21 protein-coding genes and 1 pseudogene are annotated in these 20334 nt (G+C 68.3%); 9 read left to right on the plus strand and 13 right to left on the minus strand.

Annotated features, from left to right (window positions below):
* Positions 1-150: 150 nt before the first annotated feature.
* The 4 genes from IM25_RS02910 to IM25_RS02925 form a co-directional block, all read right to left on the minus strand.
* Complete coding sequence (locus IM25_RS02910) at positions 151-564, minus strand: SPW repeat protein (RefSeq protein ID WP_024101985.1); 414 nt, start codon at positions 562-564, stop codon at positions 151-153.
* Positions 565-736: 172 nt separating this feature from the next.
* Positions 737-1735, minus strand: coding sequence for a zinc-binding alcohol dehydrogenase family protein (locus IM25_RS02915; RefSeq protein WP_033096281.1), 999 nt, complete (start codon positions 1733-1735; stop codon positions 737-739).
* Positions 1736-1739: 4 nt separating this feature from the next.
* Entirely contained in the window at positions 1740-1967 is a 228-nt protein-coding gene (locus IM25_RS02920) for a hypothetical protein (protein ID WP_019290945.1), read from the minus strand.
* Between the two features lie 50 nt (positions 1968-2017).
* The gene (locus tag IM25_RS02925; RefSeq protein ID WP_033096282.1) at positions 2018-2215 is read right to left on the minus strand and encodes a hypothetical protein; all 198 of its coding nucleotides are present in this window, start codon (positions 2213-2215) and stop codon (positions 2018-2020) included.
* A 148-nt stretch (positions 2216-2363) separates the two neighbouring features.
* Between IM25_RS02925 and IM25_RS26355 the strand changes: the two genes are divergently transcribed.
* Both IM25_RS26355 and IM25_RS02930 read left to right on the plus strand, forming a co-directional pair.
* Complete coding sequence (locus tag IM25_RS26355; RefSeq protein ID WP_019290944.1) at positions 2364-2516, plus strand: hypothetical protein; 153 nt, start codon at positions 2364-2366, stop codon at positions 2514-2516.
* 19 nt (positions 2517-2535) lie between these two features.
* Positions 2536-2910: a hemerythrin domain-containing protein gene (locus IM25_RS02930; protein WP_232333383.1), complete on the plus strand. Its 375-nt coding sequence runs from the start codon at positions 2536-2538 to the stop codon at positions 2908-2910.
* Between the two features lie 41 nt (positions 2911-2951).
* Here the strand turns inward: IM25_RS02930 and IM25_RS02935 are convergent.
* Positions 2952-3242, minus strand: a pseudogene (locus tag IM25_RS02935) (DUF421 domain-containing protein); the annotation flags it as partial.
* 111 nt (positions 3243-3353) lie between these two features.
* Here IM25_RS02935 and IM25_RS26645 point away from each other — a divergent pair.
* Positions 3354-3536, plus strand: a complete 183-nt coding sequence (locus IM25_RS26645; protein WP_232333385.1) for a hypothetical protein — start codon at positions 3354-3356, stop codon at positions 3534-3536.
* A 112-nt stretch (positions 3537-3648) separates the two neighbouring features.
* Here IM25_RS26645 and IM25_RS02940 read toward each other — a convergent pair whose 3' ends face one another.
* The 3 genes from IM25_RS02940 to IM25_RS02950 all read right to left on the minus strand — a co-directional run bounded on the left by IM25_RS02940 (position 3649) and on the right by IM25_RS02950 (position 7182).
* Positions 3649-4107: a DUF6098 family protein gene (locus tag IM25_RS02940; protein ID WP_052039938.1), complete on the minus strand. Its 459-nt coding sequence runs from the start codon at positions 4105-4107 to the stop codon at positions 3649-3651.
* 81 nt (positions 4108-4188) lie between these two features.
* A complete protein-coding gene (locus IM25_RS02945; protein ID WP_065995728.1) occupies positions 4189-5709 on the minus strand; it encodes a sugar transferase in 1521 nt (506 codons plus the stop codon).
* A gap of 357 nt (positions 5710-6066) precedes the next feature.
* Positions 6067-7182: a glycosyltransferase gene (locus tag IM25_RS02950; RefSeq protein WP_052039939.1), complete on the minus strand. Its 1116-nt coding sequence runs from the start codon at positions 7180-7182 to the stop codon at positions 6067-6069.
* 177 nt (positions 7183-7359) lie between these two features.
* Between IM25_RS02950 and IM25_RS02955 the strand changes: the two genes are divergently transcribed.
* The 5 genes from IM25_RS02955 to IM25_RS02970 all read left to right on the plus strand — a co-directional run bounded on the left by IM25_RS02955 (position 7360) and on the right by IM25_RS02970 (position 14177).
* Positions 7360-9141, plus strand: a complete 1782-nt coding sequence (locus IM25_RS02955) for an alpha/beta fold hydrolase (RefSeq protein WP_065995729.1) — start codon at positions 7360-7362, stop codon at positions 9139-9141.
* A complete protein-coding gene (locus IM25_RS25235; RefSeq protein WP_157126917.1) occupies positions 9138-10535 on the plus strand; it encodes an O-antigen ligase family protein in 1398 nt (465 codons plus the stop codon). Before IM25_RS02955 ends, IM25_RS25235 begins: the two co-directional genes overlap by 4 nt.
* Positions 10418-11500 carry a glycosyltransferase family 4 protein gene (locus tag IM25_RS02960; protein ID WP_033096285.1) on the plus strand — a complete coding sequence of 361 codons (1083 nt, stop codon included), beginning with the start codon at positions 10418-10420 and terminating at the stop codon, positions 11498-11500. The genes IM25_RS25235 and IM25_RS02960 overlap by 118 nt, the downstream gene beginning before the upstream one ends.
* A gap of 12 nt (positions 11501-11512) precedes the next feature.
* Positions 11513-13060: a flippase gene (locus IM25_RS02965; protein WP_230826372.1), complete on the plus strand. Its 1548-nt coding sequence runs from the start codon at positions 11513-11515 to the stop codon at positions 13058-13060.
* A gap of 82 nt (positions 13061-13142) precedes the next feature.
* Positions 13143-14177 carry a GH39 family glycosyl hydrolase gene (locus IM25_RS02970; protein WP_232333386.1) on the plus strand — a complete coding sequence of 345 codons (1035 nt, stop codon included), beginning with the start codon at positions 13143-13145 and terminating at the stop codon, positions 14175-14177.
* Here IM25_RS02970 and IM25_RS02975 read toward each other — a convergent pair whose 3' ends face one another.
* On the minus strand, positions 14178-15260 hold the full coding sequence (locus tag IM25_RS02975) for a GNAT family N-acetyltransferase (RefSeq protein ID WP_033096287.1): 1083 nt from the start codon (positions 15258-15260) through the stop codon (positions 14178-14180). It abuts the gene before it with no gap.
* Between the two features lie 165 nt (positions 15261-15425).
* Between IM25_RS02975 and IM25_RS02980 the strand changes: the two genes are divergently transcribed.
* Positions 15426-16547, plus strand: a complete 1122-nt coding sequence (locus IM25_RS02980; protein ID WP_065995730.1) for a GH39 family glycosyl hydrolase — start codon at positions 15426-15428, stop codon at positions 16545-16547.
* Positions 16548-16563: 16 nt separating this feature from the next.
* Here the strand turns inward: IM25_RS02980 and IM25_RS02985 are convergent, their stop codons facing one another.
* From IM25_RS02985 to IM25_RS02995, 4 genes are all read right to left on the minus strand, one after another.
* Positions 16564-17763, minus strand: coding sequence for a MalY/PatB family protein (locus tag IM25_RS02985; RefSeq protein WP_065995731.1), 1200 nt, complete (start codon positions 17761-17763; stop codon positions 16564-16566).
* A 42-nt stretch (positions 17764-17805) separates the two neighbouring features.
* Entirely contained in the window at positions 17806-18453 is a 648-nt protein-coding gene (locus tag IM25_RS02990; protein WP_006552625.1) for a phosphate signaling complex PhoU family protein, read from the minus strand.
* Between the two features lie 73 nt (positions 18454-18526).
* Positions 18527-18685 (minus strand): hypothetical protein, encoded by a 159-nt coding sequence (locus IM25_RS25945; protein ID WP_153811627.1) that lies wholly within the window; start codon positions 18683-18685, stop codon positions 18527-18529.
* A gap of 118 nt (positions 18686-18803) precedes the next feature.
* On the minus strand, positions 18804-20324 hold the full coding sequence (locus IM25_RS02995; RefSeq protein ID WP_052039940.1) for a hypothetical protein: 1521 nt from the start codon (positions 20322-20324) through the stop codon (positions 18804-18806).
* Between the last annotated feature and the right edge of the window lie 10 nt (positions 20325-20334).

A 20334-nucleotide genomic window follows, 5' to 3' on the forward strand; every position in this document is an offset into this window, starting at 1 on the left:
AACGGCAACGGGGTTGCAGCGTTCGACCGAGGGGTATTGCCCTCGGTAGCCGGAATCGGTGTCCGGACGCCGCACCCGGTGAGGTGCTGCCGGTTCAGACATGCAGCCGGCAGCACCGTCCGGGTCCCGTATACCCGGGTTACTGCACCGTCAACGCGAACGGTCCATCAGGCCGGTGCCCATCGCAGCCGCGGCCACGCCCAGGACGAACACGATCGCACCCACGATGACGTGGGACCAGATCATGGACGTACTGGTATCTACTCCGCTGACCAGCCACGGCGAGACGAACAACCACAGACCGAGCAGCGGCGCGACGAACGCCAGACCGTGGGTGCGGCCGTAGGCCGAACCGAGCGCCATGGCGAGCAGTGCGACCGCGAGGCCGCAGATCAGATTGGTGGTGGCGAGTGCCGTCTGATCGGCGAAGCCGATGATCCAGGCGGATGCCGCCGCGTACAGACCGGCAACCATCATCAATCCGTCGGTGACCTGGACTGTGGGCTGTTCGCCCATCCGGTCGTAGCGTTCGCGCATCTCGACGATGTCGGGATGGGTGTGCATTGCAGAATGAGCCGATGATGTCGACATTGTCCTCATCTCCTCGTGGGTGAGAAGTCCGAGGGGCCCTCCTGGGTCCGACACTATTATCGTCGTCCCGGGCGGGATGTTCCCGTAGGGTAGAAAGTCCCGACTTGGTGATCTCGGGCGGAGCGCACCGTATCGATCCGGACCATCAGGGGACGAGGACGGCAGCGCCGCGCACGCGGTCGCCGGCGAGATCCGCCAGCGCGCGATCGGCGTCGTCCAGCCCGTATCGCATCGTCGCGACCCTGATGCGGTGCTGCCCGGCGAACGCGAGGAACTCCCGGGAATCCTTACGGGTATTGGCGGTCACCGACCGAATCTCGCGCTCGTGGAACAGATGCCGCTGGTAGTTCAGTTGCGGGACGTCCGTCAGATGGATGCCGGCGATCGACAGGATGCCGCCGCGGTCGAGTGCTTCGAGTGCGGGCGGCACGAGGTCGCCGACGGGTGCGAAGAGGATGGCGGCATCGAGGGGCACCGGTGGCGCGTCCGCGGCGCCCTGCACCGACGCGGCCCCGAGTTCGCGGGCCAGATTCCGCGCATCCTCGCTCCTCGTCATGACGTGCACCTCGGCACCTCGCGCCAGGGCGACCTGCGCCGCGATGTGGGCGCTGCCGCCGAAGCCGTAGATGCCGAGCCTCCCGCCGTCGGGAACCGAGGCGCGCTTCAGCGCGCGGTAGCCGATGATGCCGGCACAGAGGAGCGGAGCGAGTTCGACGTCCTCGTATCCGTCGGGCAGCGGGAGGGCGTACGCCGCCGGTACGGCGACGAACTCGGCGTACCCGCCGTCCTCGTCCCAACCGGTGTATCTCGAATCCGGACACAGGTTCTCGTCGCCACGACGACAGTAGCGGCACTGCCCACAGGTCGAACGCAGCCAGGCCACGCCGACGCGGTCGCCGTCGGCGAACCCTTCGACCGCCTCCCCCACTCGATGGACCACCCCGACCACCTCGTGCCCCGGGACGACACCCGCCCGGTGGACGGGGAGATCGCCCTCGGCGACGTGCAGGTCGGTGCGGCACACACCGCACGCCAGCACGCGCACCAGAAGATCGTTCGGTCCGGTCTCGGGAAGCGGGACGGATTCGAACCGCAAAGGGTGACCGGCGACGGGGCCGGGCTCCACCACGCGCCACGCTCGCATCGACTCAGGCAGAGCCCGCCGGACCCCCGCCCTCCGGACCCCCGCCCTCCGAAGCTCCGCCGCCCGGACCTTCGGTGTGCCAGGGCCGCACATCCGGATCGTCGTCGGCCGGCGGCTCCGGATCGCGTGCCTCGTCGGCGCGGGTCGGACGGTTGGCGCGGATCATTCCTTCGGTTTCCTCTGCGAGCGCGTCGTCCTTCTTCGGACCGTGCTTGTCGCTCCCTCGTTCCATCTCTCTGCTCCTTCCGATGGTTCGCCGAGAATCCGTCTGTAACGCAGCGGCTACTCGGTTGCGGGTGGGACGTGGTCGGGGTCGTAGTCCTCGACGCCGGCGGCAATGCGTTCCTGCTCCGTGCGGTACTCGAGATAGTCGTCGTCGACGCGGTCCGGCGACTTGCCGTGCTCGCGCCGATCCTTGGGCGCGGGCTCGGTCGGGTCGATCACGTCGTCGAGATCGGGAGTGTCGTGCGGTCCGGTCATGATCTTCCTCCGAACATTTCTCGGTGAAAGGCGGTCTCCCTAGGACTACCCCCGTCCGGCTCCCCGAACCACCTACCCCGGCAGGATGCGAATCCCCGTCGGTCGCCGGAGTGTTTGCCCTCGCCGGTAGTGGTGAACCCCGTGGTACATGAGCAGCACAGACGGTTCTGCCGATCCGTACGACGCAGCCGAAGATCCCGACGCCGATCCCGACAACCTCCTCTCCAAGGCTCCGCAGCAGCCCGACCAGGCGGAGGGCGAGGACGAACCGGACGAGACCGGCGACACCGGACGATCCTGACCGTTCGAAGAAGACATCGATGACCGAAACCGCCCACGAGGGACCGAATTCCGGCGGCACGGAAGCCGTCGAACACGACAAGGAGGAGCACGACGAGATCGTGCAGGTGATGAAGCAACTCGAGGGCGCGGAAGCATCGAGTGCGGAGTTCACGACGTTGGTGAAGAAGTTGCAGGATCTTCTGCGCCACCACGCGAACGACGAAGAATCCGACCAGTTCCCGGCGTTGAGGACGCATCTCGGGCAGGACACCCTCGTGGAGGTCGGCACCAAGGTACAGGCCGCCAAGAAGCTGGCCCCGACCCGGCCGCATTCGTCCGCGCCGCATTCCGAACTGTTCCACAAGACCGTCGGACCGGGGTCGGCATGGTGGACCGACTGCGCGACGCACTGACCGGACGCAATAACTGAGCGTCAGGACGGCGCGGCACCCCGTCACGCCGGGTCGGGTTCCTCCGGCGCGCCGTCCTGAGCGCTCGTCCGGGAGAAGAAGGAGATCCTCCCGTTCGTCTCGAGCACCGCGAGGTCGATGTCGGCGAACCGCCGGATGCCCTGTTGACGCGCGGCGGCCATGAGGTCGTCGAGGGACAGACGTTCCCGTTTCAGGTTCTGCAGGTCGGGTTCACCGTCCTGGACGATCACCACGGGGACCCCGTGCGTGATGCCGCGCATCCGCGGAAATCGGGCGTTGATCATCGACAGGGCCAGGGTCAGCACCTCGACGACCAGGGGTCGTTCCGGATCGACGAGACCGGTACGGTCATCCGGCGTCGCACCCAGGAGTGGTTCAGTTTCGGGGGTAACGATCCCAACTCCGTCCGCGGCGAGACGCAGACCGTGCGGCGCTACGAGCGGGACGACTGGCGCACCGAGGTCCGTACCCGCACGATCCTCACGTCCACTCCGGAGGAGTTCGTGATCAACGCGGAGCTCGACGCCTTCGAACTCGACGACGATCACGGCGATCGTCGAGTCCACTCACAGAGCTGGCAGCGCCGGACGCCGCGAGATCTGGTGTGACGCACACGCGAGATCCGGTGTGACGCACACGCGAGATCCGGTGTGACACGCACACGGAAGCCCACCCCGCGATATGCCGGGGTGGGCTTCCTGCGTTCTGCGCGAACGGTTTTCAGTCGCTCCTGTGCGAATCACCGTCGACGTCGAAGTGCTCCTCGTACCACCTCTTCGCCTCGTCGAGCACATTCCTGCCGAGCCGGGCATGGGGCCGGACGTCGACGAGCAACGGTTCGTGGCCGGGACCGCGCCCGACCATCCTGCCCGTGAGGATCCAGACGAACCGACCGTCCTCGTCGCCGAACCCGGTGCACGTGCAGACACGGCGGGCGACCCAGTCCTTGACGGGCCGGCGCCACCACGGCTCCGGAGCGAGGGTGGTGGCGACGAGCCCGGGCAGGGTCACGTTCGCCTCGCGATCGCGGCTCGGCCCGTCCTCGGCATCCGCCGCCGGACCCTTCGAATACCGCAGGTAGAGCAGCGGATCCGTCGCGAGGTCGGCGAGCTGGTCGAGCGAGGTGATCAGCGGGATGTCGTCGGGATCGGGTTGGAAACCCCGCACGGACGTGTTCACCTTCGACTCCTCCTGCAGATCCCAGGGCGAAGTCGAAGGGTTCCCTGCCCACCGGCTACGAAACCCCGCACTGCGGTGGGGTCAGTAGGCGCCGTCGCTCGCGAGCACCGCGCGCACCGTCTTCACGACGATGAGCAGATCCTGCACCATCGACCAGTTCGCCACATAGAACAGATCGAGGCGGATGCGGTCGGCTTCGGACAGGTCGGATCGCCCGGAGACCTGCCACAATCCCGTCATGCCGGGTCGCACCAGGATGCGGCGCGGAACGAAGCCCGGGATCTTCTCACCCTCACCCACCGCGAGGGGACGCGGCCCCACGAGACTCATGTCGCGGGCGAGGACGTTGAACAGCTGTGGCAGTTCGTCGATGCTGGTGCGGCGGATGAACCGTCCCACCGGCGTGATCCGCGGGTCGCGGGCCGACTTGTAGAAGGTCGCGTCCTCCTGACCGGTCTGCGCGCGGACCGTATCGACCATCCGGTCGGCATCGACGACCATCGATCGGAACTTCCACATCCGGAAGACGGTGCCGCCCAGGCCGACGCGTTCCTGCCGATAGAAGACCGGACCGCCGTCCTGGAGTTTGATCAGCGCGGCGACCACAAGCATGACCGGCGCCGCGATCGTGAGGGCGAGGACCGCGCACACGAGGTCGAAGGTCGTCTTGGCGATCCGATGCGACCCGCGGTACTGCGGCTCCTCGACGTGCACGAACGGCAACCCACCCACGGGATGCATCGACAGTCGCGGCAGGGCGATGTCGGTGACGCCGGGAGCCACCACGAGATCGACGCGATACGGCTCGAGTTCCCATGCAAGCTCGCCGATATCACCTTTCCCCCAGTGCGTTCCGGCAGCGATCGCGACGGTGTCGGCGCCGGAGAGCTTGACGGCGTTGATCACGTCGGTTTCCGCACCGAGTACCGGGATCTCCTGTCCGGCGACGGTGATGGTGCGCCCGCTCTCCCCCGTGTACCCGGTGGTGCACACACCGACGACGCGGTATCCGGCCGAGGTGTCGCGGACGAACGATCCGACCATCGCATCCACCGCGCGTTCGGAGCCGACGACGAGCACCGAGGTCCGGAACTCGCCCCGCACACGCCGGCGTTCGATCGAACGACGGCACCATCGACGTCCGAGCGGCAGAACGACCAGGCCGACCGGCATGGCCAGCAACACGTAGACCCGGATCGTGTCGAGGTCGGTGGCGAACGAGTCGACGAGGAACGAGGCGATCGCGAGCAGACCGAAGGTCTGCAGGGTCCCCCTCGTGACGAGCCGGTACTCCTCCTCGCCGCTGCCCACGATCGGCTTCTTGCGAGTTCCGTTGAGTGCCAGAATCGCAAGCCACAGGCCGGCCACCACGATCGCCGAGGCGAGTCCTCGGGTCACCGAGGACCCCGGGTCGACCGGTCCACCGATCATCGTCCCGGCCCCCTGCGCCAGGACGACGGTCGTGACGACGATCGTCGTGTCGGTGATCGCCAGCGACCGGAGATAGGTGCGCTGCCATTGTCTGCGCGGGACACTTCCGTGACCGTCGCTCGTGTCGTGGGTCGGCGCGTTGCGGCGCGCCAACTCGGGTCCGATCCCCATACTTCTCCTGCTTGCCTACTCCACGCGAAGTGGCCCCGACAGCCAGATGAACGATTCGGTGATTATGTCCGTTTTCTCGAAGGAACGCGAATCCTGTTTCAGTGCAACGGATCACAGTGACGCGGGTGATTCCACCCTGAAGCGAAGAAGCTACGCGTAACTCGAATTGCTTGTGCGCGTAGTTACTTCAGCAAAGAACACATTCATGAAGCGGCGACGAACGCAGCTCGGCCGGCGGCAGTGAGCCATGACGATCCCCCATCGAACCCCATCAGCAGGCCCCCGACCCGGGAGAAAGGTACAACAGAGACGAACCGGCGACAAGAGTTCGTCTACTCGTCGGTAGTATGATGTGAGTCACGCCGTTCCGATCCCCTCCCCGACCCAGTCGCGGATGTGCTGCTGGAAGTTCTCCGAGGACAGCGCGGCGACGGCCTCGTTACGGCCCTTCGGCACACCGTCGATCGCGGCGATGCACTCGGCGACCGCCTCCACCCTGTCCTCGCGGAAACACAACCCGTCGACCCCCTCGGCAACCGTCTCACCAGCACCTCCGAGCGCGTTGACGACCACACGCGCCCCTGCCGCACGTGCCTCGACGGGCATGATCCCGAAGTCCTCCACCGCAGGAAAGACGTAGACGTGGGCCTGCTGGTAGAGCGCGTAGAGCAGGGCGTCCGACGGTCGAGCGAGCACGTGGACCGGCACCGTCGCCTCGTCGGCGAGCTGCCGCAGCCGGCCCTCCTCCGGCCCCGATCCCGCGATCACCGCCGGCACCCCGGCGAGGTCGGCTGCCCGGATCACCCAATCCAGTCGCTTGTACGGCACGAACCTCGACGCCCCCAGCACGAAGGTCTCCGGAAGCCCCTCCAGCAGGGCGGATTCGGCGGCGGACAGTTCGTCACGCCAGTCGGGCACCGACGAGATGCGGGCCGTCTCGACGGGAGGGAAGATCACACGCGCCTCGACACCCCAGGCCCGCTCGATGCGGCGACGCACGAAATCGCTGTTCGCGGCGAAGTGTGCACCCTCCCGCGCGCGACGCCGATCGAGGGCACGCAACGGAGGTGCCGCGCACCGCACCGCGGCCGAGGCACCCCGATCGTCGAGTTCCGGATTCCACAGGTAGCGCGCCGGAGTGTGTACGTAGACGAACTTCTCGAACCCGCTCGGTGCGCCCCGGAAGGTCACGTGGTGGGCGAAACAATGCGAGCTGACCAGGGCGAAGTCGTACGAACCGGGTCGGCGACGCCAGACGTACGGCATGGCCGACAACGCCAGCGCCTTGCTCCTACGCAGAGGTGTGCGTGCCAGACCGCTCTCGTGCACCGTCCGCCCCGGATACCGGTCGGCGTCGTCCCACAGGCACAGGACGTCGGCGTCGGGAAAGGTGCGGACGAACTCGTCGAGAACCTTCTCCGAACCTCCGTCGCGTGCGATCCATTCGTGCACCAAGATTCCAGGCACAGCCATCCCTCCGAAGCCCCCGAGCCGATCGGGAGGGTACTTTATGACCCTGCCGACGCCGAGAGGTAACGGGTCGGCACAATCCCTCGATACGAATGCGTCCGAACGGCAAGAAGATTCAGGGTCCGAGACGGGGCGGGAAATCACCCCCTCTTTCACCCCCTCGACAGTGGAGGTCACGGAGTGGATGTGCGACACGCGTCGTGGTTCGGCGACCCTGCGTCCCCGATCCTCGGGCACGTCCACCTTCCCGCCGACCGCCGCGCGCGCGGCGCGGTGGTGCTGTGCCCACCCCTCGGGAAAGAACACCTCGACACCTATCGAGGCGTCAAGGCTCTCGCCGAGCAACTCGCCGAGCGGGGACTGGCGGCAGTGCGCTTCGACTACACGGGCACCGGAGACTCGGCCGGCGATCAGGATTCGCCCGACGCGGTCGCGGCATGGCAGCGCAGCGTCGTCACCGCAGTGGAGACGGCCCGCGCGAGCGGCGCCGAGCACATCACCGTCGTCGGACTGCGCACCGGCGCACTGATCGCGGCGACGGCACTGCCCGAGTGCGGACCGGCCGACGCCGTCGTGCTGTGGGATCCGATCGTCTCGGGCCGAGCGATGTTGCGCGAACAACGCGCCCTCTACCGTCTCGCCCTCGGCGCCGACGATCCCGAAGACCCCCGGGTTTCGATCGTCGGCGGGGGTCTCGCCCCCGAAGCTGCCGACGCGCTCGGCGCCCTGAAGATCGATCCGAGGTCGCTGAACGGCACACGAACCCTGCTCGCGACCCGACCCACAGCCCGCGAGACCGCCGCGGTGTCGGCGCTCGCCACCGCACTCGGCGGTGACGAGCTCTCCCTCGACGCCCACGAATCCTTCGTCACCCCCAGCACACTCCACTCCGCGATCCCGACCGAGCAGCTCACCCGGATCGCCGATTGGGTAGTTGCGGGCGCGCCGGCCGCCACCCGCGAGGTCCACTTCCCCGAGTGCGGCCGCGCGGTCGTCGCGACCACCGACTCCGGGCTCCCGATCCACGAGAGCGTCGAATATCTCGGCCCGAACGAGATGTTCGCGCTGCGCACGCACGGGGTCGCCCCCCAATGGTTCGACACCGAATGGTTCGGCACCGAGGGGTTCGGCACCGACAGGTTCGGCGCCCCGCGCCGGTCCACCCCGACGGTGTTGTTCTTCGGCACCGCCTACGAGCACCGACTCGGCCCGAGTCGTCTCTGGGTCGAGCTCGCACGCGAGTTCGCCGCGCACGGCATCTCCGCTATCCGGTTCGACCGGACCGGGGTCGGCGATACCGGCACGGCACACGGGGCGACGCCCACGCCGCTGTACTCCGACGACTCCGACCGCGACGCCCTCGATGCTGTCGCCGCCCTCGGCATCGATCCGCAGGACCTCGTGGTGATCGGCCTGTGTTCGGGTGCGTGGTACTCGTCGTGGGTCGCCCTCCGGGGTGCAGCACACTCCGCCGTGCTCGTGAACGTGATCCTGTGGTGCACCCACCGCCGGAAGTCGTTGCGCGCAGATCTCGGTCCGAACGCACCCGATGTTCCGGCGATCGCAGCCCCGGCGGAACCGCAGACGATCTCCCTGCGAGCCCGCATCAAACCGTGGGCGCAGAAGTACCTGCCCTATCCATTGTGGCTGCTGCTGGGCCGAATCGGCGTGACCCAGGTTCCCGAGGTCGGGTTGGAGGCACTGCGTCGCGCGGGTGTGTCGACCACGGTCGTGCTGTCCGCCGAAGACCACCGGTGGTTCCTGACCCAGCGCGGAGAAGAAGGACTTCGCCGCCTGCGCCGACGGGGCTTCACCGGGGACATCCTCACCAGCGAGGTCGGTGAGCACAGCGGTCGGCAGCGGGACGGGCGCGAGTTCCTCCGCACGGCGGTCACCTCGACCGTGCTCTCCCGTTTCGGGTCCCGCACCGCGGATCCCGCTGCAGACGAGTACGTCTCATGACTCCTGTGCTGATACTCGCCGTTCCGGTCGTGCTCGTGCTGGGTGTGTTGCTCTGGCGGCGACCCCAACGCGGGTTGCTGGCGATCGCCGCGCTCACGCCGTTCCACGGCCTGCTCGCGATCGTCCCCGGCGGTGAATCACTGTCGCCGTGGAAGGAGGGGCTGCTGCTCCTCACCCTCGCCGCGACCTTCGTCAGCCCCTACCGACGGCGGCTGCCGGCACCGTCCTATCCGTGGTGGCCGGCCGTGGTCGCATGGGTGGCAATCGGAGTCCTGTCGGCGTTGCTCGTCTCGGGGCTCGCCGGCATCATCGCCATCAAGATTACCTACTTCTACCTCGTCATCCCGGTGATCCTGTGGTGTGCACCGTTCGACGCCCGCGACCGCGACCACCTGGTGACGATCCTCATGGGCACGACGGCCGTCACCGCCGTCATCGGACTCGCGCAACAGGTGATCGGCGGTGAGCGACTCGCCGAACTCGGCTACCGCTGGGACGAGCATCTGCGCATCAGCGGCGGAATCCTGCGCAGTTTCAGCACGTTCACGACACCCTTCGCCTTCGGCCTGTTCGTGATGATCGGACTGATCGTGGGGTGCTCGGTCTCCTTCGCCGATCCGCACCGGCTCCGCAACAGACTGTTCCTGTGCGCGACACCGATCATGGTGCTGGGCATGGGTGTGACGATCGTGCGCGCCAGCTACATCGGTCTCGCCGTCGCATTGTTGTGGCTGGCGGGCCACCGCTACCGCACCCTGCTCCTCGGTTTCGGCGCCACCGCGGCGCTCGCACCGCTCGTCCTCTTCGCCGTGCCGAGTTCGATTCTCGCTCCACTGTTCTCCTCGTCGAGCCTCGGTGAGCGCGGGGACGGCTGGTCGCAGACCCTGTCGTCGCTGTGGGTGCACCCCTTCGGTCAGGGTCTCGGCGCGACCGGCTCGGCTGCCGCCGACACGGTGGCCCAGAGCAACCCGATGCTGTCGGAACTGTCGTACACGGCGGCCGTGCAGTTCGGGTTCATGCCCTATCAGCCCGACAACTACTACATGAAGCTCGCCGTGGAACTCGGCCCGATCGGCGTGTGGCTGTTCGTCCTCGTACTCGTGTGCGCCGCGGTCTCGACGCTGCGTGCATCCCGGGTGCTGAGCGGGCAGGACGCCGCACTCGCACTCGGGGTGAGCGGCACGATCGTCGCGGCGGCGGTCGCCTCCACCGTGGCGACCTATCTCGAGATCTTCCCTCTCGACGTCTATTTCTGGCTACTGTTAGGAACTGTCGGATGCGCACTGACGCAACACTGGTCACCTCACCGAAGCTCGCTCACCGCATCGGATTCGGCGCCCTCGCACTCCGTCCGTCCGGCAGTGGAGTCCAGACCTACGTCCGCGAGCTGCTGACCGCGCTCGACCCGTTGTTCCCCTCGGCTGCGCTGCGCGCGACGGTGCAGTGCGATGCCGTGGGTGAACTGCCCCCTCGCGTGACCCCGTCGGTACGACCGGTCGCCGCCGGGGTGCGGCGGATGCTGTACGCCAAGATGCCCGTCCGCGGGGTCGACCTGTTCCACAGCCTCGACGTCGACCTGCCCGTCCTGTGTTCCGGTGTCACCGTCTCGACGTTCCACGATCTCGCCGTCTTCGACACCCCGTGGGCGTTCAGCAAGTACCGCGCCGCCGGTGAGCGCGCACTGCTGCGCGATGCCATGCGACGGGCCGACGTGCTCGTCGCGGTCTCGAACTTCACCGCCGAACGTCTCCACGCGCTGTGCGGCCGCGACGCGGCGGTCACCCCGCTCGCCCCCGCGGCGTGGGCGAAACCTCCCACTCCCGAGGAGATGCGGGACATCCACCGGGTCTACCGGCTGCCCGAACGGTTCGTCCTGCAGGTCGGCACCGTCGAACCCCGCAAGGACGTCGCGCTCGTCGCCGACGCGTGCCGTATCCTCGACGTTCCGCTGGTGCTCGCCGGAGCCGGATCCACCGGACCCCACGCACCGGCCGGTTCGATCGGTCTCGGTTACGTTCCCACCGCACACCTTCCCGCGCTGTACGCCGCAGCGACCGCCGTCGCATACGCCTCACGCTACGAGGGTTTCGGGTTACCGCCGCTCGAGGCGATGGCGTGTGGTGGGGCGGTGGTGACGAGCGCTGTCGGTGCACTGCCCGACGTCGTCGACGACGGAGCGCTGCTCGTCACCGAACACACCGTGACCTCGTGGACCGCGGCCCTGCGCGTCGTCGTCCACGACCGTGATACCGCGGATACGCTGCGTACCCGTGGACGCGAGGTCGCCGCGACCTCGACATGGACGCGCACCGCCGAGCTCACGCGCGATGCCTACCGCTCCGCGGGCCTGAGAATCTGACGAGGCCGTCGCGTGGGTAGACATTCGCTGGCCGACCGGATGGCCGAAACCGTCGTGATGGAGCGGATCGTCGCGGCGCACGACCCCGGCGGTACTCTCCACGAACCGCAAACCCCGGAGCTCGACGGGCGGGCCGCGCGACGCAACACCGTCGTGATGCTCGGCAGCCGGTTGGCCGTCGCCTCGATGGGCTGGGCCGGTTCGATGATCGTCGCCCGCGCGTTGGCGCCGGACGACTTCGGCAAGTTCTCCTTCGTCTTCGGCCTGCTCGGGTTGCTGTCCGTCGTCACCGATCTCGGCGTGGGCCGAGTGGTGCTCGCCAAGCTCGTCGAGTGCAATCCGTGGGAGGTCTCCTACGTCACCACCGCGTTCATCGCGTTGCGCGGTGTGCTCGGTCTGCTCGGGTACGCGCTGGCCATCGGGTACGTGCTGCTGCTCGGATACTCGTCCGATGTCGTCTGGGCGACGGTGATCGCCGGTCTCGTCGTGGTGATCGCGACGCCCAACAACGCCCTGTCGGTGATGTACCAGAGTCGACTACGCATGGCATCGGTCGCGGTCGCCGAGACCTTCGGCCAGCTCGCGCAGCTGATCGCCACCATCGCCGCGGTGCTGTGGAATCCGGTGCTGCTCGTGCTCGTCGTGCCGGCCGTGATCAACGAGGTCGTCGGCGCAGGCATCCTCGTGCGCGGCGTGCGAGCGGGCAAGGCCGGTCCCCTGCCCGCCGCACGTGCCCAGTTGTGGCGGTGGCGCGAGATGCTCGTCGAGGCCATCCCCCTCAGCATCGGTTTCGCTCTGCTCACCCTGCTGTCGAAGATCGACGTGCTGATGCTCGGGCGGATGGACACTTTCGACTCGGTAGGTCTCTACACCGTCGGATACAAGTTCGCCGACCTCCTGTCGATGGTGTCGTCGACCGTCGTGGGTCCGGTGACCACGCTGCTGGTCGCCACCTGGCCGGCGCAGAGCGAGATGTTCCGGCAGCGCACGCGGGAAGCGGCGATGCTCCTCGCGGTGCTGGGCGCGACCGCTACCGCGGCCTTCTGGTCGTCGGCGGACGGCGTGCTGTCCCTCCTCTACGGCGAGCGGTTCGCCGAGGCGGCCGGCGCCTCGCGCATGCTGGTGCTCGGCAGCGCTCTGTCGATGCTCACCGAACTCGGTCTCATGGTGCTCATCGCGACCGGACGCCACCGCGTCTACCCGTGGGTGGCACTGGCCGCGCTCGCCGGGAACATCGGTGCGAACCTCGTCCTCATCCCCCGCATGTCGTTCGACGGGGCGGCGCTGGCGACGGTGCTCACCGAGGCTGCGATGCTCGTCGCGATCTGGATCGTGGTGGTCCGGAGCGTCCGGATCAGGGGTCTGTTCCCCTTCACCCAGACCATGGCGATCGCGATGCTGGGTGTTTCGGTGGCCGTGTGGATGTCGCTCTTCGCGGAACGCTACGATCTTCCCTGGCCCGTCACCGCTGTCCTCTCGGCTGTCTGTGTTCTGGCCGGAACCCATGTCCTTCCCATCACCGGCGGGCTCGGCCTCGCCGGTCTCGTCAAGTCCCGTTGAGGTTGCAGTGTCCCTTTCGCGGTCGATGCCGCGTCGCGTGTCGCGGTCCATGCCGCTCCGCGCCGTTCTCACCCTTGTCGGTGTGTTCGCTCTGTCGTGTACCCAGAGCACCGAGGCACGCGACTGCCGAACAGATCTGACCGCCGACAGTCTCGGGGTCGCGACGGGAGCCGGTCTCGACTCCCTCGATGCCGACGACCTCGACGCGTACATGTCGAAGGTCGCCGACAGCGGCGCCGGCTGGATCCGGTTCGACATGGACTGGTCGATCATCGAACCCGCGCGCGGACGCTTCGACTGGAGGGGCACCGACCGGGTCGTCGCCGCGGCCGACGCGCACGACCTGCAGGTGCTGGGCCTGCTCACCCACACTCCGCACTGGGCGCGGACGTCGGAGGCGGACCCCGGCGATCCGCACGGGATGCCTGCCGACCCCGGCGAATTCGGGCGCTTCGCAGGCGACGTCGCCGATCGCTACTCGGACAGAGTCACGCACTGGGAGATCTGGAACGAGCCGAACCTGACGGCCTTCTTCACCCCGCAACCCGACGTCGGCGCGTACGCCGACCTGCTCGTGGCGGCGTCGGAGGCGATCCGCAACGTCGACCCCGGGGCGGTGGTGATCACCGGCGGCCTGTCCCCCGGCACCGACAACGGCTCCGACATCGCCCCGACGACCTTCCTCACCGAGTTGTACGACCAGGGCGTGTCGCCGGCCTTCGACGTGGTGGGCATGCATCCCTACAGCTATCCCGCTCTCCCGTCCGACGCCTCGACCTCCGACTGGAACTCCTTCTACCGGATGCGCGAGATGCGCACCGTCATGGTCGAGCACGGGGATTCCGACAAGCCCATCTGGGCAACGGAGTTCGGGGCACCGACGGGCACGGACACCGACGCGGTCGGGCCCACGGAGCAGGCCGACATCCTGCGCGACGGGATCACCGAGCAACGCGCGTTGGGCTTCGTCGACAAGCTGTTCGTCTACAGCCTCCTCGACCGGGGCACCGAGGTGGCCGATCGCGAACAGAACTTCGGGGTCCTCACACACGACGGGTCGCCCAAGCCGGCCTGGGACGTGCTGCGCACGGCCGCGGTCATTCCCGGTTGCCTCTGATCAGCAGCGGTTCGACGTGAGAGCATCGCGCGCCGCCAGGCGCAGGGGACGGACGAGGTCGGCTCCGAGATCCGCGGCGCGGAGGGTCCATCGGTGGTGCGGTCGCGAGGTGGGGACGGCGACGGTCCGCCCCACCCGGTAGTCACCGTTCGACCACTGCTCCTTGAATTCCGATGTGCCGAGCAGATAGTCGAAGCGGTCGATGCCCAGCTCGTCGTGGCGGTCGGCGAGGTGGCGCTGCAGCAACTGGCCGGGCTGGTAGCGGCGTGCCTCGGGATGGAAGCGGCTCAACCACATCTCGGCCGTGGTCCCGGTGCGGAACATGATCTCGTGTGCCGTCCATCGGTCGCCGACGAGCAGGCCCACGATGAGCAGCCGGCCGGCGCGGGCCTCGGCGTCGAGCAGCGGCCGGGTGAACGCGGTGAACGGCGGCGCACAGAAGTTGTCGCGTCCGCTGTGTGCGTCGGCGGCCGCGGCGACCGCGGTGATATCGCGCCACCTCTGCGCGAGATGGTCCGGATCGCGCACCACTTCGACGGAGACCGGGGTGCCTTCTCGTTCCAGCGAGCGTTCGAGCCGAGACAGTGTTCTCAGTGTGCGCCGACCACGCAGCGATTCGGCGCCGGCACCGGTGGCGACATCGACGGTCAGGCACCGCTCGGTTCCGGCGATGTCGATGCTCCAGCGAGGCGAGGCATGCAGCATCTCGACGAGAGGGTCGGTGAGATCGACGTGGTCGAGTTGCAGTGCCATGTTCCGATCGGCGATGCCGTCGAGCAGGTCGGCGAGCGCGGCCTCGTCGGTCGCGAGGAAGGTTCCTATCGTGGCGAGGCCGTGAGCCGGGAGTCGTAGAGCGGTGACCCCGAGACGGGTGCGGGCGTGCAGGGGCGCGAGTCCGACGAGGCGCCCGTCGCGCCGAACGGTGCACACGGCCGATCGGCCGCGCCCCATCCGATTCCAGGCCAGTACGTAGGAGGGGCGGGTCGCGACGCGCCGACCCACCTCCTGGGCGAGATCGTCCCATTCCGCGGAGAGCCGGACTGCGGATGATTCGTCGTGGATCTCGAAATTCACGGTGCGCATGCACCGGAACCTTCGGTCCACGAATCCCGCATCTTCCGGCCTCCTGCTCGTTACAGTGAATTCGCGGCGTCGGTCTGCCGCTCGCTCCACCGCAAGAATCGCAGGTCGGCGGCGCGACGTTACGACCGATGCCTGAATTGTCCGAATGATACATCAGGAGAGTCGATGGGTCGTCTCGCACACGTTGCACTGGCCACAGCCCTCTCGTGCACCCTCGCCGCACTCGCAGCGTGCGCTCCACCGCCCCAACCCCCTCCGCCGACCACCTGCGCGACCGACGACATCGGCATCGCCGCCGGCGCACCGCTGATGTATCTGCCGGACTCCGAACTCGACCGCGAACTCGACACGATCCGGGCGGTCGGCGCCCGGTGGCTGCGCGTGGACATCGACTGGTCGGTGATCGAACCGAACCGCGGACAACAGAACTGGTCGGTGCCCGACCGTGTGGTGGATCGTGCTCGGGCCCGCGGACTCGAGGTGGTCGGCATCGTCGCGTACACCCCGGCCTGGGCGCGCGTCGCGGGCGGCGGTGACACTCACGGATCCCCCGCCGACCCGGCAGCCTTCGCCGGTTTCGCCCGGCAGGCGGCACAGCGCTATTCGACCCGCGTGACGCACTGGGAGATCTGGAACGAACCGAACCTGACGAACTTCTTCCGTCCCCGTCCCGACGTCGGCAAGTACGTCGAGTTGCTCGCCGCGGCCGCTCCGGCCGTCAAGTCCGTGCAACCGAATGCCCGGATCCTCAACGGCGGACTCGCACCGGCGGTGGACAACGGTTCCGACATCTCCCCCGTCACCTACGTGCAGCAGCTCTACGCGCGCGGGGCGCACCAGTACTTCGACATCCTCTCCGTCCACCCCTACAGTTATCCGGCACTGCCGTCCGATGTGAGCACGCAGAGCTGGAACACCTTCTACCGCATGCGTCTGATGCGCGACACCATGGTGCAGTACGGCGACGCCGCGACACCGGTGTGGGCCACCGAGTTCGGCGCCCCGACCGGCACCGCCTCGAACGCGGTGAGCACGCAACGGCAGGCCGACATCATCGCCGACGGTATCGCAGAGGCCCGCCGGCTCGGCTGGGGACAGAAGGGTTTCGTCTACTCGATGCGCGACCGCGGGACGAACCAGGCCGACGTCGAGCAGAACTTCGGGCTGCTCTACCAGAACTTCTCGGCCAAACCCTCACGCGCCGTGGTCGCTTCGGCGACCTCCGGATGCGCGGCCGCGAACGACACACTCGAGTCCACGAACACCCCGGCCGACGCGGTGTGGTGACGGGGTGTGCTGACGATCAGGCACCGAGCGCGTCGGTGATCCCGTCGAGGATGCGATCGAGGATCGGCCCCGACGTCGCGAAGTTGATGCGCAGGAAGTTGCGTGCGCCCGACCCGAACCGCACCCCACCGTCGGCGAGGACACGTCCCCGATCGCGGACGGTCGACACCGGATCGTCGATGCCGAGCGGCCCGGTGTTCAACCACGTCAGGTAGGTACCCTGCGGCAGGTGGTGCCGCAGATCCGGAATCCGTTCGCGCAGAACCTCGTCCACCCGTCGACGGTTCCGGTCGAGGACCTGCAGCAGGTCGCGCTGCCATGCACCGCCCTCGCGCCACGCGGCGAGCGTCGCGACCACGCCCGGCACCGAGACCGTCCCGTACAGGTCGAACGGCTCCGCGTCCCGGCGCTTCAACAGGGCCTCGGAGCCGTAGTGCACCACCGCGCACCGCATCCCCGCGAGATTGAACGCCTTGCTGGCGGAGGTGAGAGTCACCGTGCGGGCAGCGGTCTCCGGCCCGAGCGAGGCGAACGGGATATGCCGGTGCTGTTCGTAGATCAGTTCGGCATGGATCTCGTCGCTGACGACGAGCATGTCGAACCGTTCGGCGAGATCGGCGATCCGCTCGAGTTCCTCACGCGTGAGCACCCGTCCGGTGGGGTTGTGCGGGTTGACGAGCACCAGCACCCGCGGACGACGACGCGCCGCCAACGGCTCGAACGCATCGAAGTCGAGCACCCACCCGTCGCCCCGGTCGACGAACGGAAAGTCGATCTGCTGCAGACCCATCCGTCGCACTGACGCGAGGAACGGCGGGGAGTTCGGTGTCTGGATCGCCACCGCATCGCCGCGCGTGGTGCTCAGGTGCAACACGAGCTGCAACGCCTGGATGAGATCCGTCTGCTCGCGCACGGCTCCGGGACCGGGTTCCCATCCGTAGCGCGTTCGCATGCGCTGTGCGAACTCCTCGCGCAGCGGCGTCCCGTGGGACCAGTCGGGATAGCCGAGATCGCTACGGTCGACCAGATCGTGCAGCGCACGCGCGATCGGCGGTGCGACCGGGAAATCCATGTCGGCGACCCAGGCGGGGGCCAGTCCGTCGGCGGCCGCCCGTGCCCACTTGGCACCGGACCGCACCGACAGAGCATCGAAGTCGAGGTCGTCGAACCCGGGCACCCCAGGACCGCCGACCGAGAGGCGCTCGTCGCGGGTCATGGTGAGAGAATCGCACGGTTCGCGGCTGTGCGCGCGGCGAAGTCAGGCAGCTGGTCGTTGGCCCGTGACGAAGAAGATCAACCGATCGGCGACGTCGACGGCCTGGTCGCCGAACCGCCCGTAGAAACGCGCGAGGAGTGCGGTGTCGACCGCGGTCCGGATGTCGCCGTCCCATTCGGGGCTCTCGAGCAGGGCGAGCAGTCGCGAGTGCACCGCATCGAGTTCGGTCTCGATGGCGTGTGTGCCCTTGATCGTCTCGAGGTCGAAGTCGGTGAACGCGTCGCGCAGGATCGCGACGATCTGCGCGGCGAGTTCGGCCATCCGGCGAAGATCGTCGCGCAGGAGGTCGTACACCAGCGACTCGGGATGGCGACGCCGTACGACCCGCGCGATGTGCAGGCTCAGTTCGCCCATCCTGGTGAGATCGCCCGTGATACGAACCGCGGAGAAGACCAACCGCAGGTCGGCGGCCACGGGACCCTGCAGGGCGAGGATCCGCACCGCTCGCTCGGCACAGTCGGTGTCGAGTTCGGCGATCCGTGCATCGAGATCGAGGGCGGCCTGGGCTGCGTCGAGATCGGTGTCGAACAGGGCGCGAGTGGCCAGGTCGAGCCCTTCGGCTGCGACCGCGGCGAGCTCACCGAGACGTTCGACCAGGTCGTCGAGCTGTCCTCGGAACAACTCCCTCATGTCTCGCTCCCTCCGTCGCCCGGTTCACGGCACGTGTACCCGGCTGGTCCTCTGTGCAGTCCTGGAGATGAGCCTAACGGCGCGCGTCGACGACACTCTCGGTGGCGACGTCCTCGGAGGGCGAGGCGGAGCCCGCACCGTCGTCCATGCGGGCGAGATGAGCCTTGATCCATTCGGTGCTTCCCGGCGTCGCGGTGCTGTGCTGCGGTGTGCCGGCAATGCAGATAGACAAATCACTTTCCTCGTCGTGACGCCGATGTGCTCGGCTGCGCAGGCCAAACCCATCCCCTGGAGTGACCGCCATCACTATAGCCTGTCGGCGCGAAGCTTCAACTCGGGCGGGAACACGGTCAGTAGCGCGACGTCTCCCGAGATTCGCCGTAACCGTTCTGCTCGGGATGAGCGTGCCCGTCCCGGTAGCTCTGTTGGTCGGCGTATCCGTAGTCGTGCCCTTCGTCGTAGCGGTACTGCCGGTAGGCCGAATCCTGGGGCGGGACGAACAGCGACTCGGGTTGCGACGGCACCGGCTGCGGAGCCCGGTGACGGTCGTCGGGCACTGGTCGCGGTGCAGGCGCCGCAGGTGCAGGTGCAGGTGCAGGTGCGGGTGCGGGCTGAGGTGCGGCGGCCGGGACGGGAGCCGGGGGCTCGGCAGCCGCCTCCACGGCCGTTTCGCGGCGCCGGGCCGGAAGCACGGGCACCAACTCGCGTCCTGCACCGAGCAGGACGAGACGCGTGGGCACCTCGATCTCGGCCAGGGCACGCAGTGTGTCCTCCGCCTGCGCTCGCTCCTCGGCCCCGGCCTGCAGCACGATCACGGCGAGCGCGAGCCCCTCGGTCTTCGCGCGGGTCCACCACTGTTCCCCGACTCCGCAGCACACGATCCGGTCGCGGGCATCGCCGAAGGCGTCGGTCTCGACGGTCACGCCCTCGCCGGTGAGGAGGAGGATGTGGTCGCCGAGCGAGGCGCGCTGTCCGAGCATGACGATCGTGTCGAGAGGAAGCGTCTCCCGATCGTCGCGCTCGATCTGCACAGCTGCCCGGTGGCGACGCGCGACCCGCCGGGCCCAGGCCGGGCTGTTCGACGCTCCGAAGCGTCCGTTCAGCGCGACCAGCAACTCGGCGACGAGGACGAACACGGCGAGAAAGGCGACCGCGGCCTCGGCGCGCGGCATCGGGGACACCTTCGTCCCTGTACCGGCGGGCATCGACAGCACCTGGAGGTATTCGAGGCTCGCGCCCGAGCGTGCCTGCCGGAGCTGCTCGAGCCGCGCATCGAGTTCGGCCTGCACCACCGGATCGGCTACGCCCTCCTCGTCGGTGGCGATACTCGCGGCGAGGTCGGCACGCAGACCGGCGACGACCGCGTCCAGCTCGGCGATGCGCGCGTCGAGGGCGACGCGATTGCGTTCGGTCTGCGCGCGGTCGAGCTGCGTGACGACCGTCTGCGCGAGCCGGTCGGCGTCGGCCTGCGAGTCGTCGCGGGCGGTCACGGTGAGCAGGGTGGGCGACGAGCCGTAGCCGACGTCGATCCTCGACGGCAGCTTCGCGGGGTCCTCGTTCGTCTCGGATGCGATCGCGGCCACGACCGCCGAGTCCTGCGACAGCGCGACATAGGGAGCGATGAGCTGCCCGAGGGTCGCGTCGTTGCCGGACACGGATGCCGACGAGCGGATCTCCGCGACGAGCGACGACTCGTACACCCCGGGGCCGCTGTCACGGACGAAGAAGACCGCGACCGCGGCGAGCGCGGCGACGAGTGCGGCGGGCACGGCCACGCGAGCGAGATCGCGGGCATGCCCCACAAGATCGACGGTGGGAGGAACACCGAGCTCACGACGCAGTTCGGCGTCGCGGATGCTTCGTTCGGACACGATGCACAGG

Origin of the sequence: Rhodococcus sp. p52, assembly GCF_000763325.2 — a bacterium.
Lineage (GTDB): Bacteria > Actinomycetota > Actinomycetes > Mycobacteriales > Mycobacteriaceae > Rhodococcus > Rhodococcus pyridinivorans.

What these genes read in the sequence shown, in the direction of transcription:
- IM25_RS26355 (WP_019290944.1), top strand. Translation starts at nt 2,364, where the DNA reads ATGAGCAGCACAGACGGTTCTGCCGATCCGTACGACGCAGCCGAAGAT.
- IM25_RS02920 (WP_019290945.1), bottom strand. Translation starts at nt 1,967, where the DNA reads ATGGAACGAGGGAGCGACAAGCACGGTCCGAAGAAGGACGACGCGCTC.
- IM25_RS02925 (WP_033096282.1), bottom strand. Translation starts at nt 2,215, where the DNA reads ATGACCGGACCGCACGACACTCCCGATCTCGACGACGTGATCGACCCG.
- IM25_RS02990 (WP_006552625.1), bottom strand. Translation starts at nt 18,453, where the DNA reads ATGAGGGAGTTGTTCCGAGGACAGCTCGACGACCTGGTCGAACGTCTC.
- IM25_RS02930 (WP_232333383.1), top strand. Translation starts at nt 2,536, where the DNA reads ATGACCGAAACCGCCCACGAGGGACCGAATTCCGGCGGCACGGAAGCC.
- IM25_RS02975 (WP_033096287.1), bottom strand. Translation starts at nt 15,260, where the DNA reads ATGCGCACCGTGAATTTCGAGATCCACGACGAATCATCCGCAGTCCGG.
- IM25_RS25235 (WP_157126917.1), top strand. Translation starts at nt 9,138, where the DNA reads ATGACTCCTGTGCTGATACTCGCCGTTCCGGTCGTGCTCGTGCTGGGT.
- IM25_RS02910 (WP_024101985.1), bottom strand. Translation starts at nt 564, where the DNA reads ATGCACACCCATCCCGACATCGTCGAGATGCGCGAACGCTACGACCGG.
- IM25_RS02945 (WP_065995728.1), bottom strand. Translation starts at nt 5,709, where the DNA reads ATGGGGATCGGACCCGAGTTGGCGCGCCGCAACGCGCCGACCCACGAC.
- IM25_RS02980 (WP_065995730.1), top strand. Translation starts at nt 15,426, where the DNA reads ATGGGTCGTCTCGCACACGTTGCACTGGCCACAGCCCTCTCGTGCACC.
- IM25_RS02915 (WP_033096281.1), bottom strand. Translation starts at nt 1,735, where the DNA reads ATGCGAGCGTGGCGCGTGGTGGAGCCCGGCCCCGTCGCCGGTCACCCT.
- IM25_RS02950 (WP_052039939.1), bottom strand. Translation starts at nt 7,182, where the DNA reads ATGGCTGTGCCTGGAATCTTGGTGCACGAATGGATCGCACGCGACGGA.
- IM25_RS02960 (WP_033096285.1), top strand. Translation starts at nt 10,418, where the DNA reads ATGCGCACTGACGCAACACTGGTCACCTCACCGAAGCTCGCTCACCGC.
- IM25_RS02985 (WP_065995731.1), bottom strand. Translation starts at nt 17,763, where the DNA reads ATGACCCGCGACGAGCGCCTCTCGGTCGGCGGTCCTGGGGTGCCCGGG.